This is a genomic window from Corynebacterium minutissimum (genome assembly GCF_000805675.1).
Classification (GTDB): Bacteria; Actinomycetota; Actinomycetes; order Mycobacteriales; family Mycobacteriaceae; genus Corynebacterium; species Corynebacterium minutissimum.
Genome location: NZ_JSEF01000012.1, coordinates 159,587 through 182,506, shown reverse-complemented (window position 1 = coordinate 182,506; position 22,920 = coordinate 159,587). Strand labels below are relative to the sequence as shown.

General features: G+C 58.2%; 20 protein-coding genes. 11 read left to right on the top strand and 9 right to left on the bottom strand.

Features of this window, described 5'->3' with window-relative positions; all coding sequences use genetic code 11:
• Window positions 1-18: 18 nt before the first annotated feature.
• Window positions 19-1,917 (bottom strand): DIP1281 family NlpC/P60 protein, encoded by a 1,899-nt coding sequence (locus NX84_RS07150; RefSeq protein ID WP_039675312.1) that lies wholly within the window; start codon window positions 1,915-1,917, stop codon window positions 19-21.
• A 1,724-nt stretch (window positions 1,918-3,641) separates the two neighbouring features.
• On the bottom strand, window positions 3,642-4,148 hold the full coding sequence (locus NX84_RS07145; protein WP_039675309.1) for an Rv1476 family membrane protein: 507 nt from the start codon (window positions 4,146-4,148) through the stop codon (window positions 3,642-3,644).
• Window positions 4,149-4,430: 282 nt separating this feature from the next.
• Here NX84_RS07145 and can point away from each other — a divergent pair, with 282 nt between their 5' ends.
• From can to NX84_RS07115, 6 genes are all read left to right on the top strand, one after another.
• On the top strand, window positions 4,431-7,247 hold the full coding sequence (can, locus tag NX84_RS07140) for an aconitate hydratase (protein WP_211251546.1): 2,817 nt from the start codon (window positions 4,431-4,433) through the stop codon (window positions 7,245-7,247).
• Between the two features lie 219 nt (window positions 7,248-7,466).
• Window positions 7,467-8,036 (top strand): TetR/AcrR family transcriptional regulator, encoded by a 570-nt coding sequence (locus NX84_RS07135; protein ID WP_039675305.1) that lies wholly within the window; start codon window positions 7,467-7,469, stop codon window positions 8,034-8,036.
• 408 nt (window positions 8,037-8,444) lie between these two features.
• Complete coding sequence (locus NX84_RS13165; RefSeq protein WP_231913678.1) at window positions 8,445-8,891, top strand: hypothetical protein; 447 nt, start codon at window positions 8,445-8,447, stop codon at window positions 8,889-8,891.
• A gap of 103 nt (window positions 8,892-8,994) precedes the next feature.
• Window positions 8,995-9,774 carry a hypothetical protein gene (locus NX84_RS07125; protein WP_039675301.1) on the top strand — a complete coding sequence of 260 codons (780 nt, stop codon included), beginning with the start codon at window positions 8,995-8,997 and terminating at the stop codon, window positions 9,772-9,774.
• 186 nt (window positions 9,775-9,960) lie between these two features.
• Window positions 9,961-10,521 carry a hypothetical protein gene (locus NX84_RS07120; RefSeq protein WP_052319701.1) on the top strand — a complete coding sequence of 187 codons (561 nt, stop codon included), beginning with the start codon at window positions 9,961-9,963 and terminating at the stop codon, window positions 10,519-10,521.
• Window positions 10,522-10,720: 199 nt separating this feature from the next.
• Window positions 10,721-11,386: a tetraspanin family protein gene (locus NX84_RS07115; RefSeq protein WP_052319700.1), complete on the top strand. Its 666-nt coding sequence runs from the start codon at window positions 10,721-10,723 to the stop codon at window positions 11,384-11,386.
• Here the strand turns inward: NX84_RS07115 and NX84_RS07110 are convergent.
• Entirely contained in the window at window positions 11,383-12,072 is a 690-nt protein-coding gene (locus NX84_RS07110) for an NAD(P)H-binding protein (RefSeq protein WP_039675297.1), read from the bottom strand. The genes NX84_RS07115 and NX84_RS07110 overlap by 4 nt on opposite strands.
• Window positions 12,073-12,151: 79 nt before the next feature.
• Between NX84_RS07110 and NX84_RS07105 the strand changes: the two genes are divergently transcribed.
• The 4 genes from NX84_RS07105 to NX84_RS07090 all read left to right on the top strand — a co-directional run bounded on the left by NX84_RS07105 (window position 12,152) and on the right by NX84_RS07090 (window position 15,140).
• On the top strand, window positions 12,152-12,421 hold the full coding sequence (locus NX84_RS07105; protein ID WP_039675295.1) for an ACT domain-containing protein: 270 nt from the start codon (window positions 12,152-12,154) through the stop codon (window positions 12,419-12,421).
• Window positions 12,422-12,436: 15 nt separating this feature from the next.
• Window positions 12,437-13,801 carry a PFL family protein gene (locus NX84_RS07100; protein WP_039675292.1) on the top strand — a complete coding sequence of 455 codons (1,365 nt, stop codon included), beginning with the start codon at window positions 12,437-12,439 and terminating at the stop codon, window positions 13,799-13,801.
• 72 nt (window positions 13,802-13,873) lie between these two features.
• A complete protein-coding gene (locus tag NX84_RS07095) occupies window positions 13,874-14,563 on the top strand; it encodes a MerR family transcriptional regulator (RefSeq protein WP_039675290.1) in 690 nt (229 codons plus the stop codon).
• Between the two features lie 148 nt (window positions 14,564-14,711).
• A complete protein-coding gene (locus NX84_RS07090) occupies window positions 14,712-15,140 on the top strand; it encodes a hypothetical protein (RefSeq protein WP_231913679.1) in 429 nt (142 codons plus the stop codon).
• Here NX84_RS07090 and NX84_RS07085 read toward each other — a convergent pair.
• Both NX84_RS07085 and NX84_RS07080 read right to left on the bottom strand, forming a co-directional pair.
• Window positions 15,137-15,874: a hypothetical protein gene (locus tag NX84_RS07085; protein ID WP_039675288.1), complete on the bottom strand. Its 738-nt coding sequence runs from the start codon at window positions 15,872-15,874 to the stop codon at window positions 15,137-15,139. The two genes, NX84_RS07090 and NX84_RS07085, sit on opposite strands and share 4 nt — an antisense overlap.
• Before the next feature lie 168 nt (window positions 15,875-16,042).
• Window positions 16,043-17,674: an ABC-F family ATP-binding cassette domain-containing protein gene (locus tag NX84_RS07080; RefSeq protein ID WP_039675286.1), complete on the bottom strand. Its 1,632-nt coding sequence runs from the start codon at window positions 17,672-17,674 to the stop codon at window positions 16,043-16,045.
• 161 nt (window positions 17,675-17,835) lie between these two features.
• Between NX84_RS07080 and NX84_RS07075 the strand changes: the two genes are divergently transcribed.
• Window positions 17,836-19,836, top strand: coding sequence for a fructose-specific PTS transporter subunit EIIC (locus tag NX84_RS07075; RefSeq protein ID WP_039675517.1), 2,001 nt, complete (start codon window positions 17,836-17,838; stop codon window positions 19,834-19,836).
• 131 nt (window positions 19,837-19,967) lie between these two features.
• Here the strand turns inward: NX84_RS07075 and NX84_RS07070 are convergent, their stop codons facing one another.
• The 4 genes from NX84_RS07070 to sufC all read right to left on the bottom strand — a co-directional run bounded on the left by NX84_RS07070 (window position 19,968) and on the right by sufC (window position 22,914).
• On the bottom strand, window positions 19,968-20,393 hold the full coding sequence (locus tag NX84_RS07070) for a metal-sulfur cluster assembly factor (protein ID WP_039675284.1): 426 nt from the start codon (window positions 20,391-20,393) through the stop codon (window positions 19,968-19,970).
• A complete protein-coding gene (sufU, locus tag NX84_RS07065; RefSeq protein WP_039675282.1) occupies window positions 20,394-20,843 on the bottom strand; it encodes a Fe-S cluster assembly sulfur transfer protein SufU in 450 nt (149 codons plus the stop codon).
• Window positions 20,840-22,087, bottom strand: coding sequence for a cysteine desulfurase (locus NX84_RS07060; protein ID WP_039675280.1), 1,248 nt, complete (start codon window positions 22,085-22,087; stop codon window positions 20,840-20,842). Before NX84_RS07060 ends, sufU begins: the two co-directional genes overlap by 4 nt.
• A 68-nt stretch (window positions 22,088-22,155) precedes the next feature.
• Window positions 22,156-22,914, bottom strand: coding sequence for a Fe-S cluster assembly ATPase SufC (gene sufC, locus NX84_RS07055; protein WP_039675278.1), 759 nt, complete (start codon window positions 22,912-22,914; stop codon window positions 22,156-22,158).
• Window positions 22,915-22,920: the final 6 nt, after the last annotated feature.

Sequence of the window (22,920 nt, the reverse complement as noted above, 5' to 3'; positions counted from 1 at the left end):
GTTTAGCAATGCTCCTAACTAGATCAGGCGCACGGCATACGGAGCCATCCCGGCCTGACGGACCGGTGTGATGCTGACATTCTGGCCCGACTGAGGGGCTTCGACCATGGTGCCATCACCCAGGTAGATAGCGACATGCTGGTTGCCGCTTGGACCATAGAAGATCAGGTCACCGCGTTCAATCTCGCTGGTGGAAATCTTCTCGCCCTTCTGATACTGATACCCCGTGTAGTGCGGCAGAGAGATGCCCACGCCAGCAAAGGCGTAGAGGACGAGACCCGAGCAGTCGAAACCAACCTTGTTGTAATCGCCGTGAGAGTCAGCAACGCCCCCATCGCGGATACCCTGAGTCGGGCCGTTAGCGTCACCGCCACCCCACGCATATGGGACGCCGACCTGAGAGGTGGCGCGTTCAATGACGGTCTCGATCTGAGCTTCACGAGAAGCATCGCCCAGCTTCGATGCTGCCTTATCGGTTACACTGTCGGTCGTTTCGAGGGCTTCCAACACGCCTGAGAGGTCTGAGGTGAGGGAATCCTCATCGGCTTCCTCGTCCTCATCGTCGAGACCAACAGACGTAGTTGTCGGCCTCGACGTTGACGTCTCGGAAGAGTCTTCGGATGCAGTGCTTGTCGACGTCCCGGAGTCCTCGCCCTGGAGAGCGAACAGCTTTGAGGAGCCCTGTGCCAAGGCGTCAATCTCTTCTGCAGTCAGACTATTACTGTGGCTGGGTTGAGAGGCTGCCACCATCGATGCCACAGTGCCAACAACACCAATGCCCAAGGCAACGGTTTCCGGATCGATAGAGCGAGAATCGAGAGAGCTGCCACCGCGGTTGGCGCGGCGATCCGCACTCTTAGAGGAAAGCTCCTTCACATTAGGATCGGAAGAGAGCGTATCGGCAGCGCTAGAGAGTTCCTTCATCTCTTCTGGAGAAATCGACGGAGAAGTGTGTTGAGCCTGCAGCGAGCGATCACGCGCTTCCTTCGCTGAGGGGCCCTCGACGGCCGCTGGCTCAGAGGTTACTGCGCCCGGTGTCGCGGCCGGCTCTTCCGTCTCCAGCGGTTCCTTTTCTTCAGGCTCCGTACTATCAGGGATGCGCGAAGCCTCTTCGGTCAAGTTGTTATCCTGGACATTGTTTCCAGCCTCAACACTTGACTTTTCAGTATCGTCAACCCCCTTAGCTTTATTTAGGGCCTTATGAAGCTCGGACAGCTGTGATAGAAGGTCGGTACGTTCCGCAGCGGAATCCTCAATAGTTGACTCCGATTCAGCGAGCAACTGACGTGCAGACGCCTCTGCTTCGGACGCCTGGTTCTCACGCTGCTCGGCAAGTTCTTGAGTCTTGCGCAGCTGAGATTCCTTGTTGGCCTTTTGAGTACGCTCCTGCTCCAGCTGGGTAAGAACGTCCTGTTGCTTATCGGACTGGGAGCGAAGGAAAGACTGACGCTCGAGCATGTCGGAGCGTGCGTCTTTGCCCGCTGCCTGAGATACGGCGTCGGAGGTGTTGGCACGGCGGTAAGCAGAGCGCGAGATGTCATCGAGCTTCGCCTGAGCCTGCGCCACCTCATCTTCAGCAGTGTCGAGCTGCTGACGTGCCGTGGTGGTGCCACGACGCGCTTGCTCGGCCTTCGTTCGAGCATCATTGAGGTTAACGAGCGCCCGGTTCACTGCTTCGCGCTGCGAACCGATGGTGGCTTCGGCTTCGGCGATGCGCTCCTCAATCTGGGCAATGGCCCCGGCGAGGTCCGCAATGGAGGGATTGTCTGAGGAAAGCAGCTCCTTAACGTCGAGCTGTTCTGGTTCCGCCGCTACTGCTGGCGTTAGAGATGAAACTGTAGACAAGGCGGCGGTCGTCGCAATAGCAGCGCACACTGCTTTAAGACGACGGAAGCCGAATGGTGAAGTGGTGGCCACGAGAATAGTCTCCTCAACACCTACCGAGTCCCGGGACCGGCAAGCTAAGCGGGAAGGCGTAATGGGTGCCTTTCCCCTCCCTAGTCGACACGACGATTGAGGGAGGAATTGCTCAAGTTGCGAATACGGGGGGCCTTCTCTGTTGCATGCGTGGTCTAGCCCCAAGGGAGCTAGTGCTTGAGGAGCATGCTTAAAGAAGGAGTGGGGGCTCATCCTAGAGAGGTGAACTCGTGAGAGGTCCTGTCACTAGCGTGGAGGTGTCTGGCCTATCGCGGGTGTACATCCGGCGCACATCTAGGACCGCACTCGCGGGGCAAAGTTCTGCTTGCTCCCTAGGGGTCCCGATCGCGAAGGGGGCACACGCAACGCGGAGAACATCGCGCTGTGAGGTTCCTCCTCGCTAGGCGCCACGCTCATACATTGCCGTCCGCACCATCTAAGGGTCAACGGATAGCAACATGGCTGGCACCTAACCGGGAACCGACAGGACGAGAATGCGCAGCACTCTATGCAAAGAGTGCAAACGAAGCGTAAAAGAGCCTCTCCCACTCGGTAGGTAGGTGTCTTTGTGATGAAAAAGTCGAACACTGGTACCGACTGCACAATGCCACTCATTCTGCTACGCGCTAAGAAACGCGGCGCTCATCCGCCAGGCGGTGATCCTCAACTTCCGTAATCGCTCGTGGCGTGCTTCCCCACATACCCGTGCGTCGTCTTTGTTGAGAGTCAAGGCTTGGCCCATGAACACATGGAGCAAGAGTCAACCCGTGAGTCGATACGTGAACCATACGTCACCGACACGCCATGTCGCACACTTTCCCCATTTTTCACACGGGTTAAGTCCAGCCACAGAGCCTTACAGGAGTACCTAACCTGCAACGATTTCGTTACCAACGTGTGACTGTGATGTTTATCACTAATGCGTAACGCGCCCTCTCCTCGGCGACGCGCCGCGGGCCAAAGTGGGTTAGCCGACGTCTAGCCACACATTTCGACAGGCACTCAGAAGCGTTCAACGCGGCAACCACAAGACAAGGTTCAGGGCTTGTCCCCGTTTTCTGGCCGCACCCAACTTCCCTCAAAATCGACGGCACTTGTTCCGTGCGATTTCGTCGCCATGTGGCGATGGTTGAGGCCTTCACAACCAGGTCGACGTTCAACGCTTCAAGGTCACATCTGGGCAACTGAATTCCTCCCCAGGGCTTTACCTGAGCCCCTCAGATCAAAGCTTTCGCGGCGACAACTCAGACCCTTTCAGGTGGCACAGATCCGGCGCCACGACGCGCCTTATCTCGGGCCACTTAGACGCCGTCAATGAGACTGAGCGCAGAATCACTTCTCCAAGCCCCAACCACTCCCCCAGGGCCAAAGTAAAGTCTTAGTGGTTGACTTCCACCACTTCCCTACCCTTCTCCCATTTTTTTCAATCGAGCCACCAGGTAGTTCGTTTATGGGCTATTGAGACCTCTTTACTACCTGCCACAGACCCCCTTTAAACGACCGTGACGCCGTCATCTGAGCGTGCCAGAGGCTTCCGTACAGAGGGCCCTCAGGCCAAACCTAGGGTGCCCGAATCGGAGGCTCGGTGGGCATCTGCGGGCGCGTGCTGCCGCTCGCTTCAGGAGGCAGATTTCCACGAGTCTCAGAGGGGGCAATTACCCCCTCTTTGGTTGGCCGGAGAAGTGACGGTGGACGCCGCGGATTGAGTAGGCCTAGTGGCCCGGCTAGCCCACCGGAGCCTCAACGACATCAGTGGCCGGTTTCGTTGCGGGAGCTTGTCGAGCCGCGTGGCGGAATGCGGTGAAGGCAGCCAACGCTGCGAGGCAGAAAAATATTCCAACGATGCAAACCCACGGGACTGAGAAATCATCTGCCGTGGCATAGAAGTCGTTCACCAGTGTGACCTGATCGAGGCCTGTCGGCAGGGAATCCTCGCCCGCTTCAATAGCGGCACGGTCATAGGAATCGCTCACAACCGACACCTTCATAGGTGCTTGAAGGATGACAGTGTCTAGGCCGGTCTTTTCTTGAAGAGTGGTTGCAAGGTCGCGGAGATCTGGAATCTTCTCCGGGAATACGTCGACAACCGCTACCCCATGATCGGGATGAAGGGAGGCGGCGATGGGTTCCTGGAGGGCGTCGTCAAGCGCGAGCTCGGGGTTGGAGAAGGCGACCCCATCGTCCGAGAGTTGCTCGGCGATGTCATCTACATCTACGCCAGCCGGGATCATGGAGTACTCCTTACTGTTGTGCAGCCTCGAGCCTAAGCCCGCAAGTACAGGATGAGGGTGGGTGACGCGCCGGTACCCCCGAAATGGATGAAACAGAACGCGCGTACTGTTATAGTGGCACCAACCGTGGGTTCCAGCCTCTACAATGGACAAGGAACCTTCGCGTTCTGAGAACGTCGATGTGCCACAGTCCCCGGACGTCGGCACGGCCTCGATGAGCTCGATGGACCTTAGATAAGTGTTCGACAACCCACAAGCGAAAAGCAAGGAATGGAGCTCCCTGTGACTGAAAGCCTGAACTCCTTCGGCGCCAAGAAGACCCTTGATGTCAACGGTAAGTCCTATGACTACTTCGACATCAACGCGGTTGAGGGCCTAGAGAAGCTGCCGTACTCCCTTAAGGTGCTGGCTGAGAACCAGCTGCGCTACGAGGATGGCAAGAACGTAACCAAGGATCACATTAACGCTTTGGCGAACTGGGATCCGTCCGCAGAGCCGGACACCGAGATCCAGTTCACCCCGGCTCGTGTCCTCATGCAGGACTTCACCGGCGTTCCCTGTGTGGTCGACCTCGCTACCATGCGTGAGGCCATCGCTACTCTCGGAGGCAAGCCGGATCAGGTGAATCCGCTCAACCCGGCCGAGATGGTTATTGACCACTCCGTTATTGTTGAGGCCTTCGGTTCCTCCGAGGCTCTGGAGAAGAACGTTGAGATCGAGTACGAGCGCAACCAGGAGCGTTACCAGTTCCTGCGTTGGGGCGCCGAGAACTTCTCCAACTTCCGCGTTGTTCCTCCGGGAACCGGTATTGTCCACCAGGTCAACATCGAGTACCTGTCTCGCGTCGTCTTCGACAACGAAGGCGTTGCTTACCCGGATACCTGTATCGGTACTGACTCTCACACCACTATGGAGAACGGCCTTGGCATCTTGGGCTGGGGCGTTGGCGGCATCGAGGCTGAGGCAGCCATGCTGGGTCAGCCGGTCTCCATGCTTATCCCGCGCGTCGTCGGCTTTAAGCTCACCGGTGAGATTCCGACCGGCGTGACGGCTACCGACGTTGTTCTGACTATTACTGAGATGCTCCGTGAGCACGGCGTGGTTCAGAAGTTTGTCGAGTTCTATGGCAACGGTGTGAAGTCCGTGCCGCTGGCTAACCGCGCCACCATCGGTAACATGTCCCCAGAATTCGGCTCCACCGCTGCGATCTTCCCGATCGACGAGGAGACCATCAAGTACCTCGAGCTCACTGGCCGCCCGCAGGAGCAGATCGACCGTGTTGAGGCATACGCCAAGGCTCAGGGCATGTGGCTGGAGCAGGATGCTCCGGAGGCTAAGTACTCCGAGTACCTCGAGCTGGACCTGTCCACCGTTAAGCCTTCCATCGCTGGCCCGAAGCGCCCGCAGGACCGCATCCTGCTTTCTGAGGCAAAGGAACAGTTCCGTAAGGATCTGCCGACCTACGCTTCTGGTGACGTCGTCGCAGACGAATCCACCATTGAGGCAAAGCGCATGACCGCTGAGGGCGGCGACGAGAACTCCTTCGTTGACGTTACCGGTGGCCTGAACAAGTCCCGCGCAGGTGAGGGCGAATCCGCAGCCAAGGGTGGTTCCGGCCGTCAGTCCAACCCGGTGACGGTCGTCTCCCCGAATGGCGGCGAGTACACCTTGGACCACGGCATGGTCGCTATTGCTTCCATCACTTCCTGCACCAACACCTCCAACCCGTCCGTCATGGTGGGCGCTGGCCTCATCGCCCGCAAGGCGGCTGAGAAGGGCCTCAAGTCCAAGCCGTGGGTTAAGACCATTTGTGCACCGGGTTCCCAGGTTGTTGACGGTTACTTCCAGCGCGCAGACCTGTGGAAGGACCTCGAGGCTCTCGGCTTCTACCTCTCTGGATTCGGCTGCACCACCTGTATTGGTAACTCCGGCCCGCTGCCTGAGGAAATCTCCAACGCCATCAACGAGCAGGACCTGGCTGCTACCGCAGTGCTGTCCGGTAACCGTAACTTTGAGGGCCGCATCTCCCCGGACGTCAAGATGAACTACTTGGCTTCCCCCATCATGGTTATTGCTTACGCTATTGCCGGCACCATGGACTTCGACTTCGAAACCCAGCCGCTGGGTCAGGACCAGGAAGGCAACGATGTCTTCCTCAAGGACATCTGGCCATCCCCGCAGGAGATCGAGGACACCATCCAGCAGGCAATCTCCCGCGAGCTGTACGAGGCTGACTACGCCGACGTATTCAAGGGTGACGACGCATGGCGCAACCTGGATGTACCGGAGGGTGAAACCTTCGAGTGGAACGAGGATTCCACCTACATCCGCAAGGCTCCGTACTTCGACGGTATGCCGACTGAGCCGGAGCCGGTTGAGGACATCAAGGGTGCTCGCGTCTTGGCTAAGCTCGGTGACTCCGTCACCACTGACCACATCTCCCCTGCTTCCTCCATTAAGCCGGGCACCCCTGCTGCTCAGTACCTGGATGAGAATGGTGTGGAGCGCCAGGACTACAACTCCCTGGGTTCCCGTCGTGGTAACCACGAGGTCATGATGCGCGGCACCTTCGCCAACATCCGCCTGCAGAACCAGCTGGTGGACGTTGCTGGTGGCTACACCCGCGACTTCACCCAGGAGGGCGCACCGCAGGCCTTCATCTTCGATGCTTGCGAGAACTACAAGGCCGCTGACATCCCGCTGGTCGTCCTGGCCGGCAAGGAGTACGGCACCGGTTCTTCCCGTGACTGGGCTGCCAAGGGCACCAATCTGCTGGGCGTGAAGGCCGTTATTACCGAGTCCTTCGAGCGTATCCACCGCTCGAACCTCATCGGTATGGGCGTTATCCCGCTGCAGTTCCCGGAGGGCGAGTCTCACGAGTCCCTGGGCTTGGACGGTACCGAGACCTTCGACATCGATGGTATTGCAGCTCTCAACGAGGGCGGAATTCCGAAGTCGGTTCACGTGACCGCAACCAAGGAGTCCGGCGAGACCGTCGAGTTCGACGCCAAGGTTCGCATCGATACGCCTGGTGAGGCCGACTACTACCGCCACGGCGGCATTCTGCAGTACGTGCTGCGCCAGATGGTCAAGGCCTAAAGAGGCTCAGACCGCTGTGAGAGCCCACGAGGTGGGCTCTGCATAGCTCAGCGGAAGGCCAGCTAGCAACAATTTGAGTGCTGGCTGGCCTTTCTTTATCCACAAAGCTTTCCATTTACCGAGTCGTTGGAATGTATTTCACTACTCGGTTCCCCTCCCGTACCCGCTATCGTTGCGGCAGATTCGTGCCGCGCTTCCTTCCAAGGAGATTGTCCAGCCATGCCGATTATGAGCGATTCCGAGCTCAACCGCCGCCGTAACGACATCCTCGTCGGGGCGAGAAAATGTTTCGCTGAGTATGGCTATGAAGGCGCGACAGTCCGCCGATTGGAAGAGGCCACCGGAAAGTCGCGAGGCGCCATCTTCCACCACTTCGGTGATAAGGAATCGCTCTTCCTCGCGCTGGCTCGGGAGGATGCCGCCCGGGAGGCGGAGGTCGTGGCAAACAACGGTCTGGTCGAGGTGATGAGCGAAATGCTCCGCCACCCGGAACGCCACGAATGGCTCGCCACCCGCCTTGAGGTGACTTCAATGCTGCGCACCGATCCTTCCTTTGCCACTCGCTGGCGCGAGGAGCAGGAAGTCCTTGGCAAAGCCGTGCGCGCCCGCTTGGAATCCAATGCTGAGAAGGGCCGGCTACGCGACGATGTCTCCATCGACACCTTGGTGACCTATCTAGAAACGTTCATGGATGGGTTCATTAACCGCCTCGCACTTGGTGACACGTCGAACTTGGAGCAGGTTCTTTTGTTGGTTGAGCAGACAATCCGTGGAACGCGTGCCCACTAGTTGAGGAATTGTGTCTCCTGATGGCAGCCTGATGGACCGCTAGCCCTCGCTACACTGTGAGGCATGGACCACATTCCCATGTGCCTTCCTCGTGCAAGGTTCGACATCTACTTAGGTGACAAGACAAGGCTTGTCCCTGTGCAAGCTCGCGCCCACGATGCACAACCAAACCCGCACGTCGATACGTCGGGTTTACGTGAGGTAATAGCGGATGCTGGTCCTCAACCCGGGCGTCTTAAGTTCGGTGACATCGCCGTCTGGTTCCCAATAGCTCTCGTTGGTCTGATCATTAGTAGCGTGACGTTTTCTTTCCTCACTAGTGGTCTTGGGCCCCGGAACAGCCCCCATTCTGGTTTCGATCCATTTGCTTTGATCCCAGTGTTCGGCTGCCTCTTTGGCCTATTCTTTGTGGGGCTCGGAGTGTGGAACGTCCTCACAGCGATTGGCAGTGCTCGGCGTCTTCGTACAGCGTGGCGAAACGGCTGGATTGAATACCGGCCCGCGCTTATCGGTGAGCTTGTTTACTTGAGCAGCAAGACCGAAGGCTCGGAAAAGAATGAGAGGACCCATTACTATTACTCCGCGCCGCTGCTCATTCTTCAGCCAGACGGCTCTTTCTCGAACGCAACGTCCGGCGAGTTCCGTGCCAACTATCCAAACGCACTAAAGTCACGGGGCGCTGCCTTGTCAGAGGCTTCCCGCGCAGCAACGGTTGATTCCACCCGCAACAATGGGTGGATCGTCGCCGCGTACCGTACCGATAGCCAGGTCTCAGAGGCAGAAATCCCCTGTGGATTATCCACCAAGCAAATCGATGCCATTCTCCGCTTTGCCGAACAGCGATGGATTACATAGCCCACTAGGTGCCAGGTCTCGCACGCAGTATTGACGGGTATTGCTCCCCTCAAGGCCTGTTGTACATAGCCCACAGGGTTTCACTACCGCTAACCTGTGAGGTATGACTCACTCTCCCATCCGGTTTCCGCGCACGAAGCTAAAAATCTCAGGTAGGTTCCCGGAATCCCTCGCTCCCAAGGAATCCGAAACCCATGATTCTCAGCCAAGGCAAGAGATCGACCGCAGCGGTATCAGGGAGGCCATTGATTCCACCGGCTTGCCCCCAGGGCGCGCTAGCGTCCACGATACGCTCTTTGGCTTCGTCTTTGGTTTCTTCGGCGTAATCGCCGCTGTTCTCGCATCCGGTATCGGGTTCGTCACCCTTTTGTTGGGTGGAAGTCAGGAGGGGATTGACAGCGGTCTCCTATACGGCCTTCCCATTACCGTGGTGTTAGCTGTCTTATTTTTGTGGCTTGCCATCTTCCTCGTGCGCAGTGAAAGGCAGAGAGCCAAGCGCATGGCCGCTGCTTGGAAAAACGGATGGATTGAATACCGGCCGGCACTCATCGGGGAATTGGTGTTGCATCGCCGCAGGAGGAGTGACGACTCAACAGATCATTTCTACAAAGCTCCACTACTCGTTCTTCAGCCGGATGGCTCGATGCCGAAAGCGCATAGCGCTGAATTCAGGAGCGGGAATCCCAATTGGCTGAAGATGCGCGGATTCACCGTGGCGGATGGCCCACTGGTTGCCACCGTCGATTTCAACCACAACAACGGTTGGCATGTCGTGGCATACCGAGCTGACGATCCCAACCCCACGCCCGTGCTTCAACACGGCCTCAGCAAGGAGCAAGTGGAGGCTGTCTTGACTTTCGCCGAAAACTCATGGGTGAAGTAGGTAGTATGCCCCAGGATGTACTCGCACCGTTCGACTTCCAGAGCCTTTTTTTATTCTGACCGAATTATTCCGAAAAGCAAGCGGTCTGTGTCCTCGCCTAATCCGGCACCCGCAACACCCGTGGTGGCGCGAGCTGTATACGCAACCGGGCCCTTCCCAGGGAACTCAGCTCTCAATAAGAAGTCATTGCTGGGGCGTACCATCCTTTCGCTGGTGCTCGGAGCGTCGGCGATTGCCCTGTTCATGGAGAATGATTTCATCAGCCACCCGGTGATTTCCTGGGCTACCAAATTGTTCTTTGTCGCCGTGTTCATTGCGGGAATGGTCGACCTCGGGCAGACAGTGCGACGCAACACGTGGGGTGCGCAACGGGTTCGCTTGGCCGCGGAGAACGGGTGGATCGAGTACTACCCAGCGCTAATTGGAGAAATCTGGAACACTGGCACCGTCAAACATGAGTATGCTCCGACGGAGTATTGCTACCAGGCTAAAGCGCGACTGTTCTCCCGAGATGGCTCGAGCTTTGACATCACCACTGAGGTCTTTTCTGACAATCACACGCCAATGGAATTTTCTCAGATGGGCATCGCGGTGGTCGACGATGAAAACGACGCGAAGTTTGAACGAGTGAACGGTTGGTACCTGGCAGGCCACATCGCTACCAAGCCGCTGAATGAAGCTGGTTTCGCGCACCGACTCACCAAAGATCAGGTGCGGGCAGGCCTCAATGCTGCCCTACATGCCTAGCAATCGGAGCTAATCCTCCGAGTCTCCTCGGCGACGCTCCCCATCCAGCATTGCATGAGCCGGTTTCTCAGTTAGTGTGCGAACTATGACACAGTCACCCATCACTCTGCCGCGCACCAAGTTGAAGCTTTCGCCGCATGTGCCGAGAACTCTCGCAGCTCAACAATCTACAGCCGATGTATCCCAGCCAAATCCACATATGGATCGCAGTGGTGTCCGCGAAATCATCGATGGCGCCGGCCCCAGCCCGGGACGCGCCCTGCTGGAAAAGAATTCCACTGGCCTCATCACCGGAATTCTTGCCATAACAGTGGGCATCATCGGCCTCGCGATAGCTGTTGCCGCTTACGCGATATGGGCAGAGACCAAGGCAACAGGCCCCATCGTCCTTATATGCCTTCTGGTCTTTATCGCACTGACAGCATTTATTGTTGCCGCTTCTATCCGTGGCAAGAAGTCGTTGAACCGCATCGCAGAAAGCACAGATAACGCGTGGATAAACGGGTGGATCGAATACCGCCCAGTCCTCATTGGCGAGCTAGCCCACGTGCGTCAGGTGGACGACGGCGACACAGTGACGCACTACTACACCGCACCGCTTTTGATGCTGCAGCCAGATGGAACCATGCATAGGGTTCCTACGTACGAGTTCATTTATAGGGACCCAGCGTGGCTAAAGGCGAAAAACTTCGCGGTAGCCGACAGCCCACAGACAGCTACCGTAGACTTCGCCCACAATAATGGCTGGGACGTGGCTGGATACCGTGTGGACGTACCCAACCCGAAGCCCCAGTTTGGACTCGGGCTCACCAAGCAGCAGGTAGACGCAGTTCTTTCCTTCGCAGAGCAGAACTGGGTGCGCTAAATATCCTGGACGCTGCCGTCGCCGTCGATGAACTCCAGCGGAGAAGACGGAAGAGTCTCACGAGAGGCTACCTCGGCGACAACCTCGGCTACCAATTCTCGCGATGTCTTCATATCAGCAGTGCGCTGCGAATTATCCGTGACAGCGGTAATGCCCTGCGCTGGCTCCTCAGTGAGAGCAGCTGGGCCTAGGATAAGATAATTCAGGTCAGTGGAGTTGAGCTTATTGTCCACGGCCTTCTTGGACTCCACGTAGGCATACCACTTCTCGTCCGCAGGATCGGTGGTATTCGTCGTGGCACCCATGTAGGAAATCATGATGTAGGCCGGAGTGTTCTTGCCGGCGGCAGCAAGCTTCTCCAGACCCGCAATCGATGCGAGCGCAGCATCGCGGTCCACGGCCCAGGTTACGTCAGCGCCTGCGCGGCCACCGTTGCCAGCGCCCCATACGACGACGTCATAATCACCGAGGAGTTCAGCCCACTGTTCCTCGGAAATCTCAGTGAGATCGTGCAGAACCGGTGTGGCTCCACTCGCCTCGATATCTGGAACCTGGTTGGGGTTACGGATAAGCGAGTGGACGTCTAAGTTGGCGTCGACAAGTTTCGGCGCCGCCAGCAATCCCACCTTCCCGTGGCCGCCAATGTAGAGAACTTTCTTACGCGCGTTAGTTGTCGTATCAGTCATGTGCGCCACCGTACGCGCCTTCCTGGCACACTGCATGACCCCTGGGCAGTGTTAAAAACGCGCGGGATACAATGAGATCATGATTGCCATCATGACTGTCACCGGTGCCGATCGCACCGGCATCATCGCGTCCGTGTCTACTGCCCTCGCTGAGCTCAACGTCAACATCGTGGATGTTTCGCAGACTCTTATGTCGGGCTTTTTCACCATGATCCTGAGGGTTGAATTCGACGAGAATGAGGTGAGCATCCGCGAGATCCAGGACCGTATGAACGCCGTGGGCGAGTCCACCAAACAGTCCATTCGTGTGCAGTCGGAAGCGCTGTTCACTGCCATGAACGAGATCTAGGGACGATAACTAGTCATGCTTAATCGCTTCAATGCTGCCAGTATTCTCGACACCATCGAAATGATCGAGAAATACCGCCTCGATATTCGCACCGTCACCATGGGTATTTCCCTGCTCGGCTGCACGCGACCCACCATGGAAGCCACGGCTGAAGCCGTCTACGACCACGTGACCTCCCGCGCCGCGCAACTGGTCGAGGTGTGCGAAGGGATCGAGGCCGAGCTCGGCATCCCGATCGTCAACAAGCGCATCTCCGTGACCCCTATCGCGCTCATCGTGGCCGGTGTCGACGGCAACCCCGTCGACGTCGCCCGCGCGCTGGACCGTGCGGCAGCCGCCACTGGCGTCGACTTCGTTGGTGGCTACTCTGCGCTCGTTGAAAAGGGCGCTACCACCGCCGAAAAGGCGCTCATCCGTTCCATCCCGGAAGCCCTGGCAGAGACAAACCTTGTCTGTTCCTCGGTCAACATCGCCTCCTCCCGCGCCGGCATCAACATGAATGCGGCCGCACAGATGGGGCGCATCATCAAGGAAGCAGCCGAGCTTACCAAGGACCGTAGCGCCATCGGCTGCGCCAAGCTCGTGATCTTCTCCAACTCCGTCGGCGATAACCCCTTCATGGCCGGCGCTTTCCACGGCATCGAGGAGCCCGACTGCGTTGTGTCCGTTGGTGTTTCCGGTCCTGGCGTAGTCGACCGCGCACTCGGTTCCCTCGAGGGCGCCACGCTCAACGAGGTTGCCGAGGAGGTCAAGAAAGCCGCCTTCAAGGTCACCCGCGCTGGCCAGCTCGTGGGTGAAATGGCTTCTGAGCGCCTCGGTGTTCCCTTCGGCATCATCGACCTCTCCCTCGCTCCCACCGCGGAGCTGGGTGACTCCGTCGCACACATCCTGGAGCACATGGGCCTGGATCAGGTGGGCACGCACGGCACCACGGCAGCATTGGCGCTGCTTAACGACGCCGTCAAGAAGGGCGGCATGATGGCTTGTTCCCGCGTGGGCGGATTGTCTGGTTCCTTCATTCCGGTCTCTGAGGACAAGGGCATGATCGATGCAGTGCGCTCTGGCGCTATCTCCATCGACAAGCTGGAAGCCATGACTTCTATTTGTTCGGTGGGCCTCGACATGATCGCTATCCCGGGCGATACCTCTGCGGAGACCATCGCCGGCATGATCGCGGACGAAGCCGCCATCGGCGTGATGAACCATAAGACAACCGCTGTGCGTGTTATCCCCGCCCCTGGCACGCAGGCCGGCGACGAGGTCAACTTCGGCGGTCTACTGGGCTACGCCCCGGTCATCCCGGTTAATGAGGTGGGCAACTCCACCTTCATTAACCGCGGTGGCTTCATTCCGGCTCCGGTGCACGGATTCCGAAATTAAAGCCTCACCACCTCGGATTAGTTTTCACCAAGCGCTTGACCCTCACACAGTGTGAGGGTTTAGCTTTGTCCTATGAAGATATCGGACGTTGCCGCGGTCGCTGGTTGCTCAGTGCGCTCCGTGCGCCATTTGCACGAAACGGGCGCGGTTCCTGAACCCGCACGCACCAGCGGAAACTATCGCGACTATTCTGTCTCTGACCTGGCTTCGGTGCTGCGAGCGCGTGCGCTTATCGACGCCGGCGTCCCCATCGCTGATGTCTCATCTCCTGATGCGGTCGAGCGCTCGTTTAACATGCTGGATGAGCGCATTGCTCGGCTGCAACAGCAGCGAGAACGTTTGCGTGCCCTTTCTCAAGCCCCAAAAGGGACACCAGAGGATATCCGTGACTCCCTCAGCCAGCTCATCGAGGATCCGGCAATACTTCAACTCGAACTGGATTCCTGGGATCTCATGGCGTTGACCAGTGTCGCCACACCAGCGACATGGGAACAACTACGAGAGAATCTTCGGGACAACACTTGCCTTGCAGCGCTCCCCGAATCCGAGATGTTGTGGCTAGAGCTTGGCTCACTGTCTCCGCATGATTGTGGGGTCACGCGTGTCGTCGAGAAGCTGCGCTACCTGGGGGAACACGGGTTGATGCGAGGAATCTATCCCACCTTGCAACCTGGTAAAGCTCCGCTAGCAGTAGCTGATGCTCCGGCTACTGGTGCGCAAGGTGTAGCGCTCAAAGCTTTGGTGGGTGGCTCAGGTGGCTAGTATCTGGCGACTTGTGGGGAAACATCCTGGATTTCGCCTAGCCAAATATGAAATAGGCTTCTACCACGATCTGTGGCGCTGGCTTCGGGGCCAGACGTTGGTCCCCGCCGGAGCGGTGGCGCTTCCCCACCCTCCGGGCAGGCTACAAATGCTCGGCTTCGTCACTGCAGTGTTGGTGATTGAAATGGTGGCAGTTCATTTCGTATTGCCTGCAGGCGCCCTACGAATCTTAGCCTTGCTGCTGTCGGTGTGGGCCATTATTTTTGTCTGGGGCTTGATTGCTGCCGAACGTATTCGACCGAGCTATGTCACCGAAGAACGCACGGTTTTGCGGCGCGGAAAAACTATCTTCGTCCAGGTGCCGATGGCTCTTGTCCGCAGCAAGCGGGCAGACCGTACTTTCGAATCAGCAGTTGTTATAAGCAAAGGTGAACTCACTGTAGGTGGCCCAGCTGGAACCGATACCCTCCTTGACCTCAGTGAACCCGTCCAGGCATCACCGGACCGCTACCCATGGCAGCGCGCTCACCCAAAGGAGGTAACGAAGGTGCGCTTCTATGGTACTCTTTCTTGCTAATTGCTGGCGTTGCGTAGTTGCTCCTCAAGCTCCGCAATCATGGGAAGCGCTAACTTCGCACGTTCAGCATCAATTCCCCACTTCTCCGGTTCACTGCGGACCATGGTGGCTGTGGCCTTGAGAAAGCGGGCGAAGTTTTCGACTACGGCACGGTTGTTATTGCGAATACCTTCGGTGAGCACGGTGGTACTCAGCCGTTCGGTCCAAATTTCGAGGATATGGGGTGAGGTGCTCTTGGCTATCGTGGTGCAGGCGGCGCGCGCTAAGCGCACACTCTCATCGTCATGCCACACTCCTCCGGGGGCGCGAAGTCGGCACGAAATAATTGCTGCGCCTTCGACGGCCGGGATCATTCCCATGCGCACACACGTTTCTACGTAGTCGGCGCCGTAACCGACGGCCATGATAGGACCGATGTCCTTGACAATGCCACGTGTGTCATCCTCTGTGACGTACCACGCGCGGAAGGCGAGGTAGTCCTCGTAGTGGAAGTGGCCCGCCGCCGCGAGCACTTTCAGCAACCTGGCGGACAACACCTTAGTCCACACCTTGTCTGTACGCAGGTAACCGTTAAGGCGGTCACGAATCTGATCGAGATGGTCATCCCACTGACCTGACTCAATTCCCTCTTTCAATTCGGTGTAGGCCCAGTCCACGCGGACTTCAGGCCGTTTGCTCACTAAACCGGTGAGTAGCGGTTCGATGACAGAACCGAGGCTATCGGCGGTGCTCATGACTTCTTCCTCTCCTGCGGCAGCGCGTCGGGGTCTGACCACTTCTAGACCCTGTGCGTGGGAAGCGGAAGGACCCAAGAGAAGAGTCTTGAGCGGTGTGTGTGATTGTGAGCTCGAGTCTAGCCCAGGATGTAGAACAAGGATAGAGCCATATTTGAGAATTAGTCTTTAGGCTAGCTCCACGATTTCCATGTACTCGTCGTTCCACAAGTCCTCATCGCCGTCCGGCATGATGATGACGCGCTCCGGGTTGAGGGCCTTGACCGCTCCCGGGTCGTGGGTAACCAAGACCACGGCGCCGGTGTAGGTGCCTAGGGCGTCAAGTACCTGTTCGCGGGACTGGGGATCGAGGTTGTTTGTGGGCTCGTCGAGAAGCAGTACGTTTGCACGCGAGGATACAAGCGTTGCCAGGGATAGTCGGGTCTTCTCACCACCGGAGAGCGTACCAGCAGGTTGCTCCAGCTTGTCGCCGGAGAACATGAAGGCGCCGAGCAGACCGCGCAGATCCTGCTGCCCAGCATCCGGGCAAGCTTCGATGGTGTTTTCCCACACGGTCTTATCTGGATCGATGTTGTCGTGTTCCTGGGCAAAGTATCCGATGCGCAGGCCGTGACCGGTGACGATACCGCCTTCGCCGTCGGTACGCTCAACACCCGCCAACAGTTTCAGCAGCGTCGTCTTACCTGCGCCGTTATAGCCCAGCACAACCACGCGGGAGCCCTTGTCGATGGCCAAGTCGACGCCAGCGAAGACCTCAAGCGAACCATACATCTTGGTCAGGCCCTTGGCGTTCATCGGAGTCTTGCCGCAGGGAGCGGGTTCCGGGAATTTGATGTGGGCAACCTTATCGGCAACGCGGACGTCATCCAACTCGTTCATCATGCGCTCAGCTCGGTGCAGCATCTGCTTGGCGGCGGCGGCCTTCGTCGCCTTCGCACCCAGCTTGGCGGCTTGCTTGTGCAACGCTGCAGCCTTCTTTTCCGCGTTAGCGCGCTCGCGACGGCGGCGAGCCTCATCAGTCGCACGCGCGTCGAGGTACTTCTTGAAGCCCATGTTGTAGACATCGGCCTCGGCACGCACGGCGTCGAGGAACCAGACCTTGTTGCACACGGCCTCCAGCAGGTCCACGTCGTGCGAAATCATGACGAGGCCGCCCTCGTGCTTGGACAAGAAGCCACGCAGCCAGGTAATGGAGTCTGCGTCGAGGTGGTTGGTGGGCTCGTCGAGAAGCAATGTGGTCTGAGATTTGCCGGACCCTGCTGAGGCCGCGAAAAGGATCTGCGCTAGCTCCACACGGCGGCGCTGACCGCCGGACAGCGTCTTGAGCTGCTGATCAAGGACGCGCTGTGGAAGGCACAAGTTGTCGCAAATCTGCGCGCATTCGGAGTCCGCCTCGTAGCCGCCGAGAGCGTGATACTCCTCTTCCAAGCGAGAGAACTTGCGGATAGCCTTGTCGCGGAACTTATCGTCCGTGGCGGTTTCCATGAGCTCTTGCTGCTTGGCCATGCGGCGCTTAATGTCGTCTAAGCCGCGGGCCGAGAGCACACGCTCACGCGCCGTCTGCTCGATATTGCCCTCTCGGGAATCCTGCGGTAGGTAACCAATGGGCCCCGAGCGCGTCACCGAGCCGCCATAGGGCTCGGTCTCCCCCGCCAGAATGCGCATCGTCGTGGTCTTGCCCGCACCGTTACGCCCGACTAGGCCGATGCGGTCGCCCGGTTGCACGCGTAGGTGCTGGCCGGGGGCGTCGAGAAGCGTGCGTGCGCCCACGCGCACCTCGAAATCATTGGTCACAATCACGTCGAAACAGTCTAGCAACCAGGGTAGTTAAACCCGAACCCGCGGCAGTACGCCTGCAGCAGGTATCTGGGGGATCTGGAGTGTAGAGCATCTTGGAAAACCTGACTCCTGTTCGGCGCGTTTCACTCATGCATGAAAGTCGATGTGACTACATTGGCGTCATGAGCACATCAGACACATCGAGATCACCGTTGATCCTCGCGATTACCGCATGTCCGACCGGAATCGCTCACACTTACATGGCCGCTGAAAACCTGGAAGCTGCTGCCGCTGAACTTGGTTACCGCATCAAGATTGAGACACACGGTTCAATTGGTGTCGAAGGTACCTTTAGCTCGAAGGACATCGACGAAGCCGATGCCATCGTGATTGGCGCCGACACCGTGATTGCCAAGGACCGCTTCCGTGGAAAGCGCCTGGCAGCCACTGGCGTTGATGAAGCTATTAAGCAGCCAAAGGAGCTTCTCACTCGCGCTCTGTCAGCAGCGAAGTGGGAAGGAAAGACTTCGAGCGACGAGCCGCAAGGGAATCAGGGCGAAGAAACGTCCGGCAGCGCCACCGGGGTTCGTGCTTTGGGAGAGACGGTCTACAAAGCGCTAATGAATGGTGTTTCCCATATGATTCCGTTCGTGGTGACCGGTGGTCTCCTCATCGCGGTAGCACTCTCGCTCGGAGGAACTCCCACGCCCGAAGGCCTAGCTATTCCTGAAGACTCTTTCTGGAACACCCTGAATGAGCTTGGCGGCTTGGCCTTTTCTCTCATGGTGCCGATTCTTTCCGGCTATATTGCTGTCGGCATTGCGGACCGCCCCGGCTTGGCGCCAGGACTCATCACTGGTCTTATCGCTACGACCGGCTCACTCTATGGCTCAGAAGCTGGAGCTGGTTTCCTGGGAGGCATCGTCACAGGCATCCTGTCCGGCTACGTAGCCCTTGGAATCAAAAAGATTCCTGTTAATAAGTACATCGCCCCGATCTGGCCGATCATCGTGATTCCGATCTTCACCACGCTTATCGTGGGGCTCATCTTTATCTACTTCGTCGGTGCGCCGGTAGCCGGTGCCTTTGAAGCCATGACCGAGTACCTCGCCGGGATGGAAGGCTCCTCTGTCATTGTCCTCGGTCTCGTTATCGGCGCGATGATCGCTTTCGACATGGGCGGCCCCTTCAACAAAACTGCCTTCCTGTTCGGCGGTGGCATGATTGCCGCCGGTAATGCGGCTCCGATGGGTATGGCGGCTACCGCTATTGCCGTACCGCCCCTTGCGGTGGGTGTTGCCACCCTAGTCCGCCGTGCTTGGTTCACTAAGGCAGAGAAGGACGCCGGTATCGCCGCGCTCTTCATGGGGTTCTTCGGCATCACCGAAGGAGCTATCCCTCTTGCGGCTGCACGCCCGCTGCAGGTCATTCCGGCAAACGTCATCGGCGGTGCGATAGCAGGAGCCCTCGCAGGTGTGTTTGGTGTCACTGATCACGTCATGCATGGAGGTCCCATCGTCGCGGTACTTGGGGCTGTTGACAACATCGTGGGCTTCTTCATCGCACTGCTCATCGGCGTCGTCGTCTGTGCTTCTGTCATGCTTCTCTTGATTGGACTTACCCAACATGGAAAGGCCCAGAGCAAAGCTGCGAGCCAGGATGATCAGGACGCAGCGGGCATAGCTAAGGAGGATGTGTCAGAAGCATCGGCCCAAGACCAACCTCTGCTCTCTGCCGAGACGGTTAGCCTAGACCACGACCTTGGCAATGACCGCGACGAGATCATCAACTCTTTGGTCACGCTTGTCTCTCCCCGGCTTTCTGATCCTTCTAGGGTCACCAAAGCCGCCCTGGAGCGGGAGTCGAAGCACTCTACCGGGGTGGGTCATGGCGTGGCCATCCCTCATGCCCGTACATCGGGGGTGAACGTCCCGACTTTGGCTTTTGCTCGTCTTCCCGAGGGCATTAAGTGGGCAGATGGTGAGGAGCCCACGACGATGGTCTTCCTCATTGCTGTGCCTGAGGACGCCGGCAAGCAGCATCTCAAGCTGCTTTCCAAGCTGGCGCGGGCGATTATGAAGGATGATTTCCGTGCTCGTCTTCAATCCGCCACATCTAAGGAGGAAGCTGTAGAGATCATCTCCACCACCGTGGATCCTGCGTTCCTATCCGCATCGTCATAGCGCGATATGGTTCAACGCTTTTGAAGCACCGCACATTATGAAAAAGAAACCGCCAGCCCACGAGCACTGAAGGTCATGTTGTGAAGACCGCATGTATCTCGGACTGACGGTAATGGGGCTTGCAACCGAAACTAGACTGCGAAGCCGAGGGCCTGCAGCATCTCTCGGCCCTCCTCAGTGATCATGTTCGGGCCCCACGGCGGCATCCATACCCAGTTGAGTTGGACGGCCTCAGCAAGCTTGTTGCCCACGATGACATCTTCGATCTGCTCGCCAATAACGTCGGTGAGCGGGCAGGCCGGGGAAGTCAGCGTCATGTTAATGACGCAGGTGTTCTTGCCGTCGATGTCGTCGAGCCAGACGTCGTAGACCAAGCCCAGATCAACGATGTTGATGCCGAGCTCTGGGTCGATAACGTCGCGGAGATACTCGGTGATGTCGAAGACCTTAGCAATCTGCTCTTCAGTCTGCTCAGGCTTAACAGCGCCGCCGTCGAAGGACGCGTTCTGGTCCTGGTACGGGTCGGTAGGACCCGTGGTTTCAGTGTTTTCTGCCATCTATTTCTCCAATTCGTTCAGCGCCTCCATGGTGACGGCCTGGAAAGCCTTCCACCCCAGAAGAGCGCATTTCACACGGGCGGGGAACTTGGCCACTCCGGCAAAGGCGATGCCATCCCCAATGATCTCATCGTCACCCTCAACTTCACCGCGCGAGGTCACCATCTTCTCGAACTCGGCCAGCTTGGCATTGGCTTCCTCGAGAGGGACCCCCACGATTTCCTCCGCCATGACGGAGGTCGAGGCCTGCGAGATGGAGCAGCCCTCGGCGTCGTAGGAGACGTCTTCCACCGTTTTTCCATCGGCAGAGAGCTTGACGCGCAAGGTGATCTCATCACCACAGGAGGGGTTAACGTGGTGGACCTCTGCCTGGCCTTCGCGCAAGCCGGAGAGCTTCGGGTTCTTGTAGTGATCCAGGATGACGTCCTGGTACATGGAATCTAGGTTCATTCGCTCACTCCAAAGAAGGCACGGGCTGCCCGCACCGCCTCTACGAGGGCGTCGACCTCGTCCTCAGTGTTGTACAGGTAGAAACTAGCGCGTGCGGTCGAATTAGCCTTGCACGCGCGATGCAGCGGCCACGCGCAGTGGTGGCCAGTGCGAATGGATACGCCGTGGGCGTCGAGAACCTGGCCCAAGTCGTGGGGATGGATTCCCTCCACGACGAAGGATACCGCTCCCCCACGATCTTCGGTGTTATCGGGGCCAACGATGCGCAAGCCCGGAATCTGGGTGAGCTTCTCCAAAGCATAGGCAGTGAGCTTCTTCTCGTGGGCGTGGATGGCGTCCATGCCGATCTCACTGAGGTACTTCACGGCCGCACCAAGCCCAACGACCTGGCTGGTCATCTGGGTACCAGCCTCAAATCGAGTAGGTGGCTCAGCGAACGTGGTGCTGTCCATCTTCACAACCTCAATCATGGAACCACCCGTGAGGAAAGGTGGAAGCTGCGACAGAAGCTCGGCCTTGCCATAGAGCACGCCGATACCGGTAGGCCCACACATCTTGTGCCCAGAGAACGCCGCGAAGTCGACGTCCAGCGCATGGAAGTCCACCGGCATGTGCGGAACGGACTGGCAGGCGTCCAAGACAACCAAGGCGCCTACGGCACGAGCGCGCCGCACCAACTCCTGCACAGGAGCCACTGCACCTGTGACGTTGGATTGATGGGTAAAAGCCACGACCTTAACGGACTCATCGAGCTCAAGTGAATCGAGGTCAATGCGGCCATCCTCAGTCATGGAGTACCACTTCAGCGTGGCACCGGTGCGCTGGCATAGCTCCTGCCACGGCACGAGGTTCGCATGGTGCTCGAGCTCGGTGACCACCACGGTGTCACCTTCACCAACGTAGAGCTCCCCCGCACGTTCATCACTGAGCGTGTAGGCAACCTCATTGAGTGCCTCCGTGGCGTTCTTGGTGAAAGCAATCTCATCGCGGTCGGCGCCGACGAAGGCAGCGATGGCCTGGCGAGCGGACTCGTAGGCATCGTCAGCTTCTTCCGCCAGCTGGTAAGAGCCGCGGTGCACCGGCGCGTTGGTGCCGAGGACGAATTCCTCCTCGGCCTTCCACACCGGCAGCGGACGTTGCGAGGTCGCGCCCGAATCCAGGTACACCAAGGGTTTACCATCGCGCACGGAGCGCGAAAGGATGGGGAATTGCTCCCTAATCGCAGTAACGTCTAGTTCAGACATGGGTCCTTCTGCTCGGTTCTTCTACGTATCGCGCGATCTTGTCGCGCGACTCATGATGTGGATGTTGCTTACTTGAGGAACTGATCGTAGCCGTCAGCCTCAAGCTGGTCAGCCAGCTCCGCCCCACCGGTCTTGATGATCTGTCCATCAGCGAAGACGTGAACGAAGTCCGGGGTGACGTAGTTGAGGATGCGCTTGTAGTGCGTAATGAGGAGGATGCCGCCGTTGGTTTCATCCTGGTAGCGGTTGATGCCTTCAGACACAACGCGCAGGGCGTCGACGTCCAGGCCGGAGTCGGTCTCATCCATGACAGCGAACTTCGGCTTGAGAATGTCCAGCTGCATAACCTCGTGGCGCTTCTTCTCACCACCAGAGAAGCCCTCGTTGACGGAGCGGTGAGCAAAGGACTTGTCAATAGCCAGCTTCTCGCGAGCTTCGGTTAGTTCCTTGTTCCACTCGCGCAGCTTCGGAGCCTCGCCGCGGATGGCGGTAACGGCCGAGCGCATGAACTGCGACATCTTCACACCCGGCACCTCGGTCGGGTACTGCATAGCGAGGAAGAGGCCAGCACGGGCGCGCTCGTCAACTTCCATCTCGAGGAGGTTTTCGCCGTCGAGAAGCACTTCGCCTTCGGTGACTTCGTACTTCGGGTGACCGGCAATGACATAGGACAGAGTGGACTTACCAGAACCGTTCGGGCCCATCACAGCGTGGGTCTCACCGGAGTTGATGGTGAGGTTGACGCCTTTGAGAATCTCCTTGGCCTCGCCGTCCTCCTCGTTAGGGAGCACCTGCGCGTGGAGGTTCTTGATTTCCAGAGTAGACATGAAGTT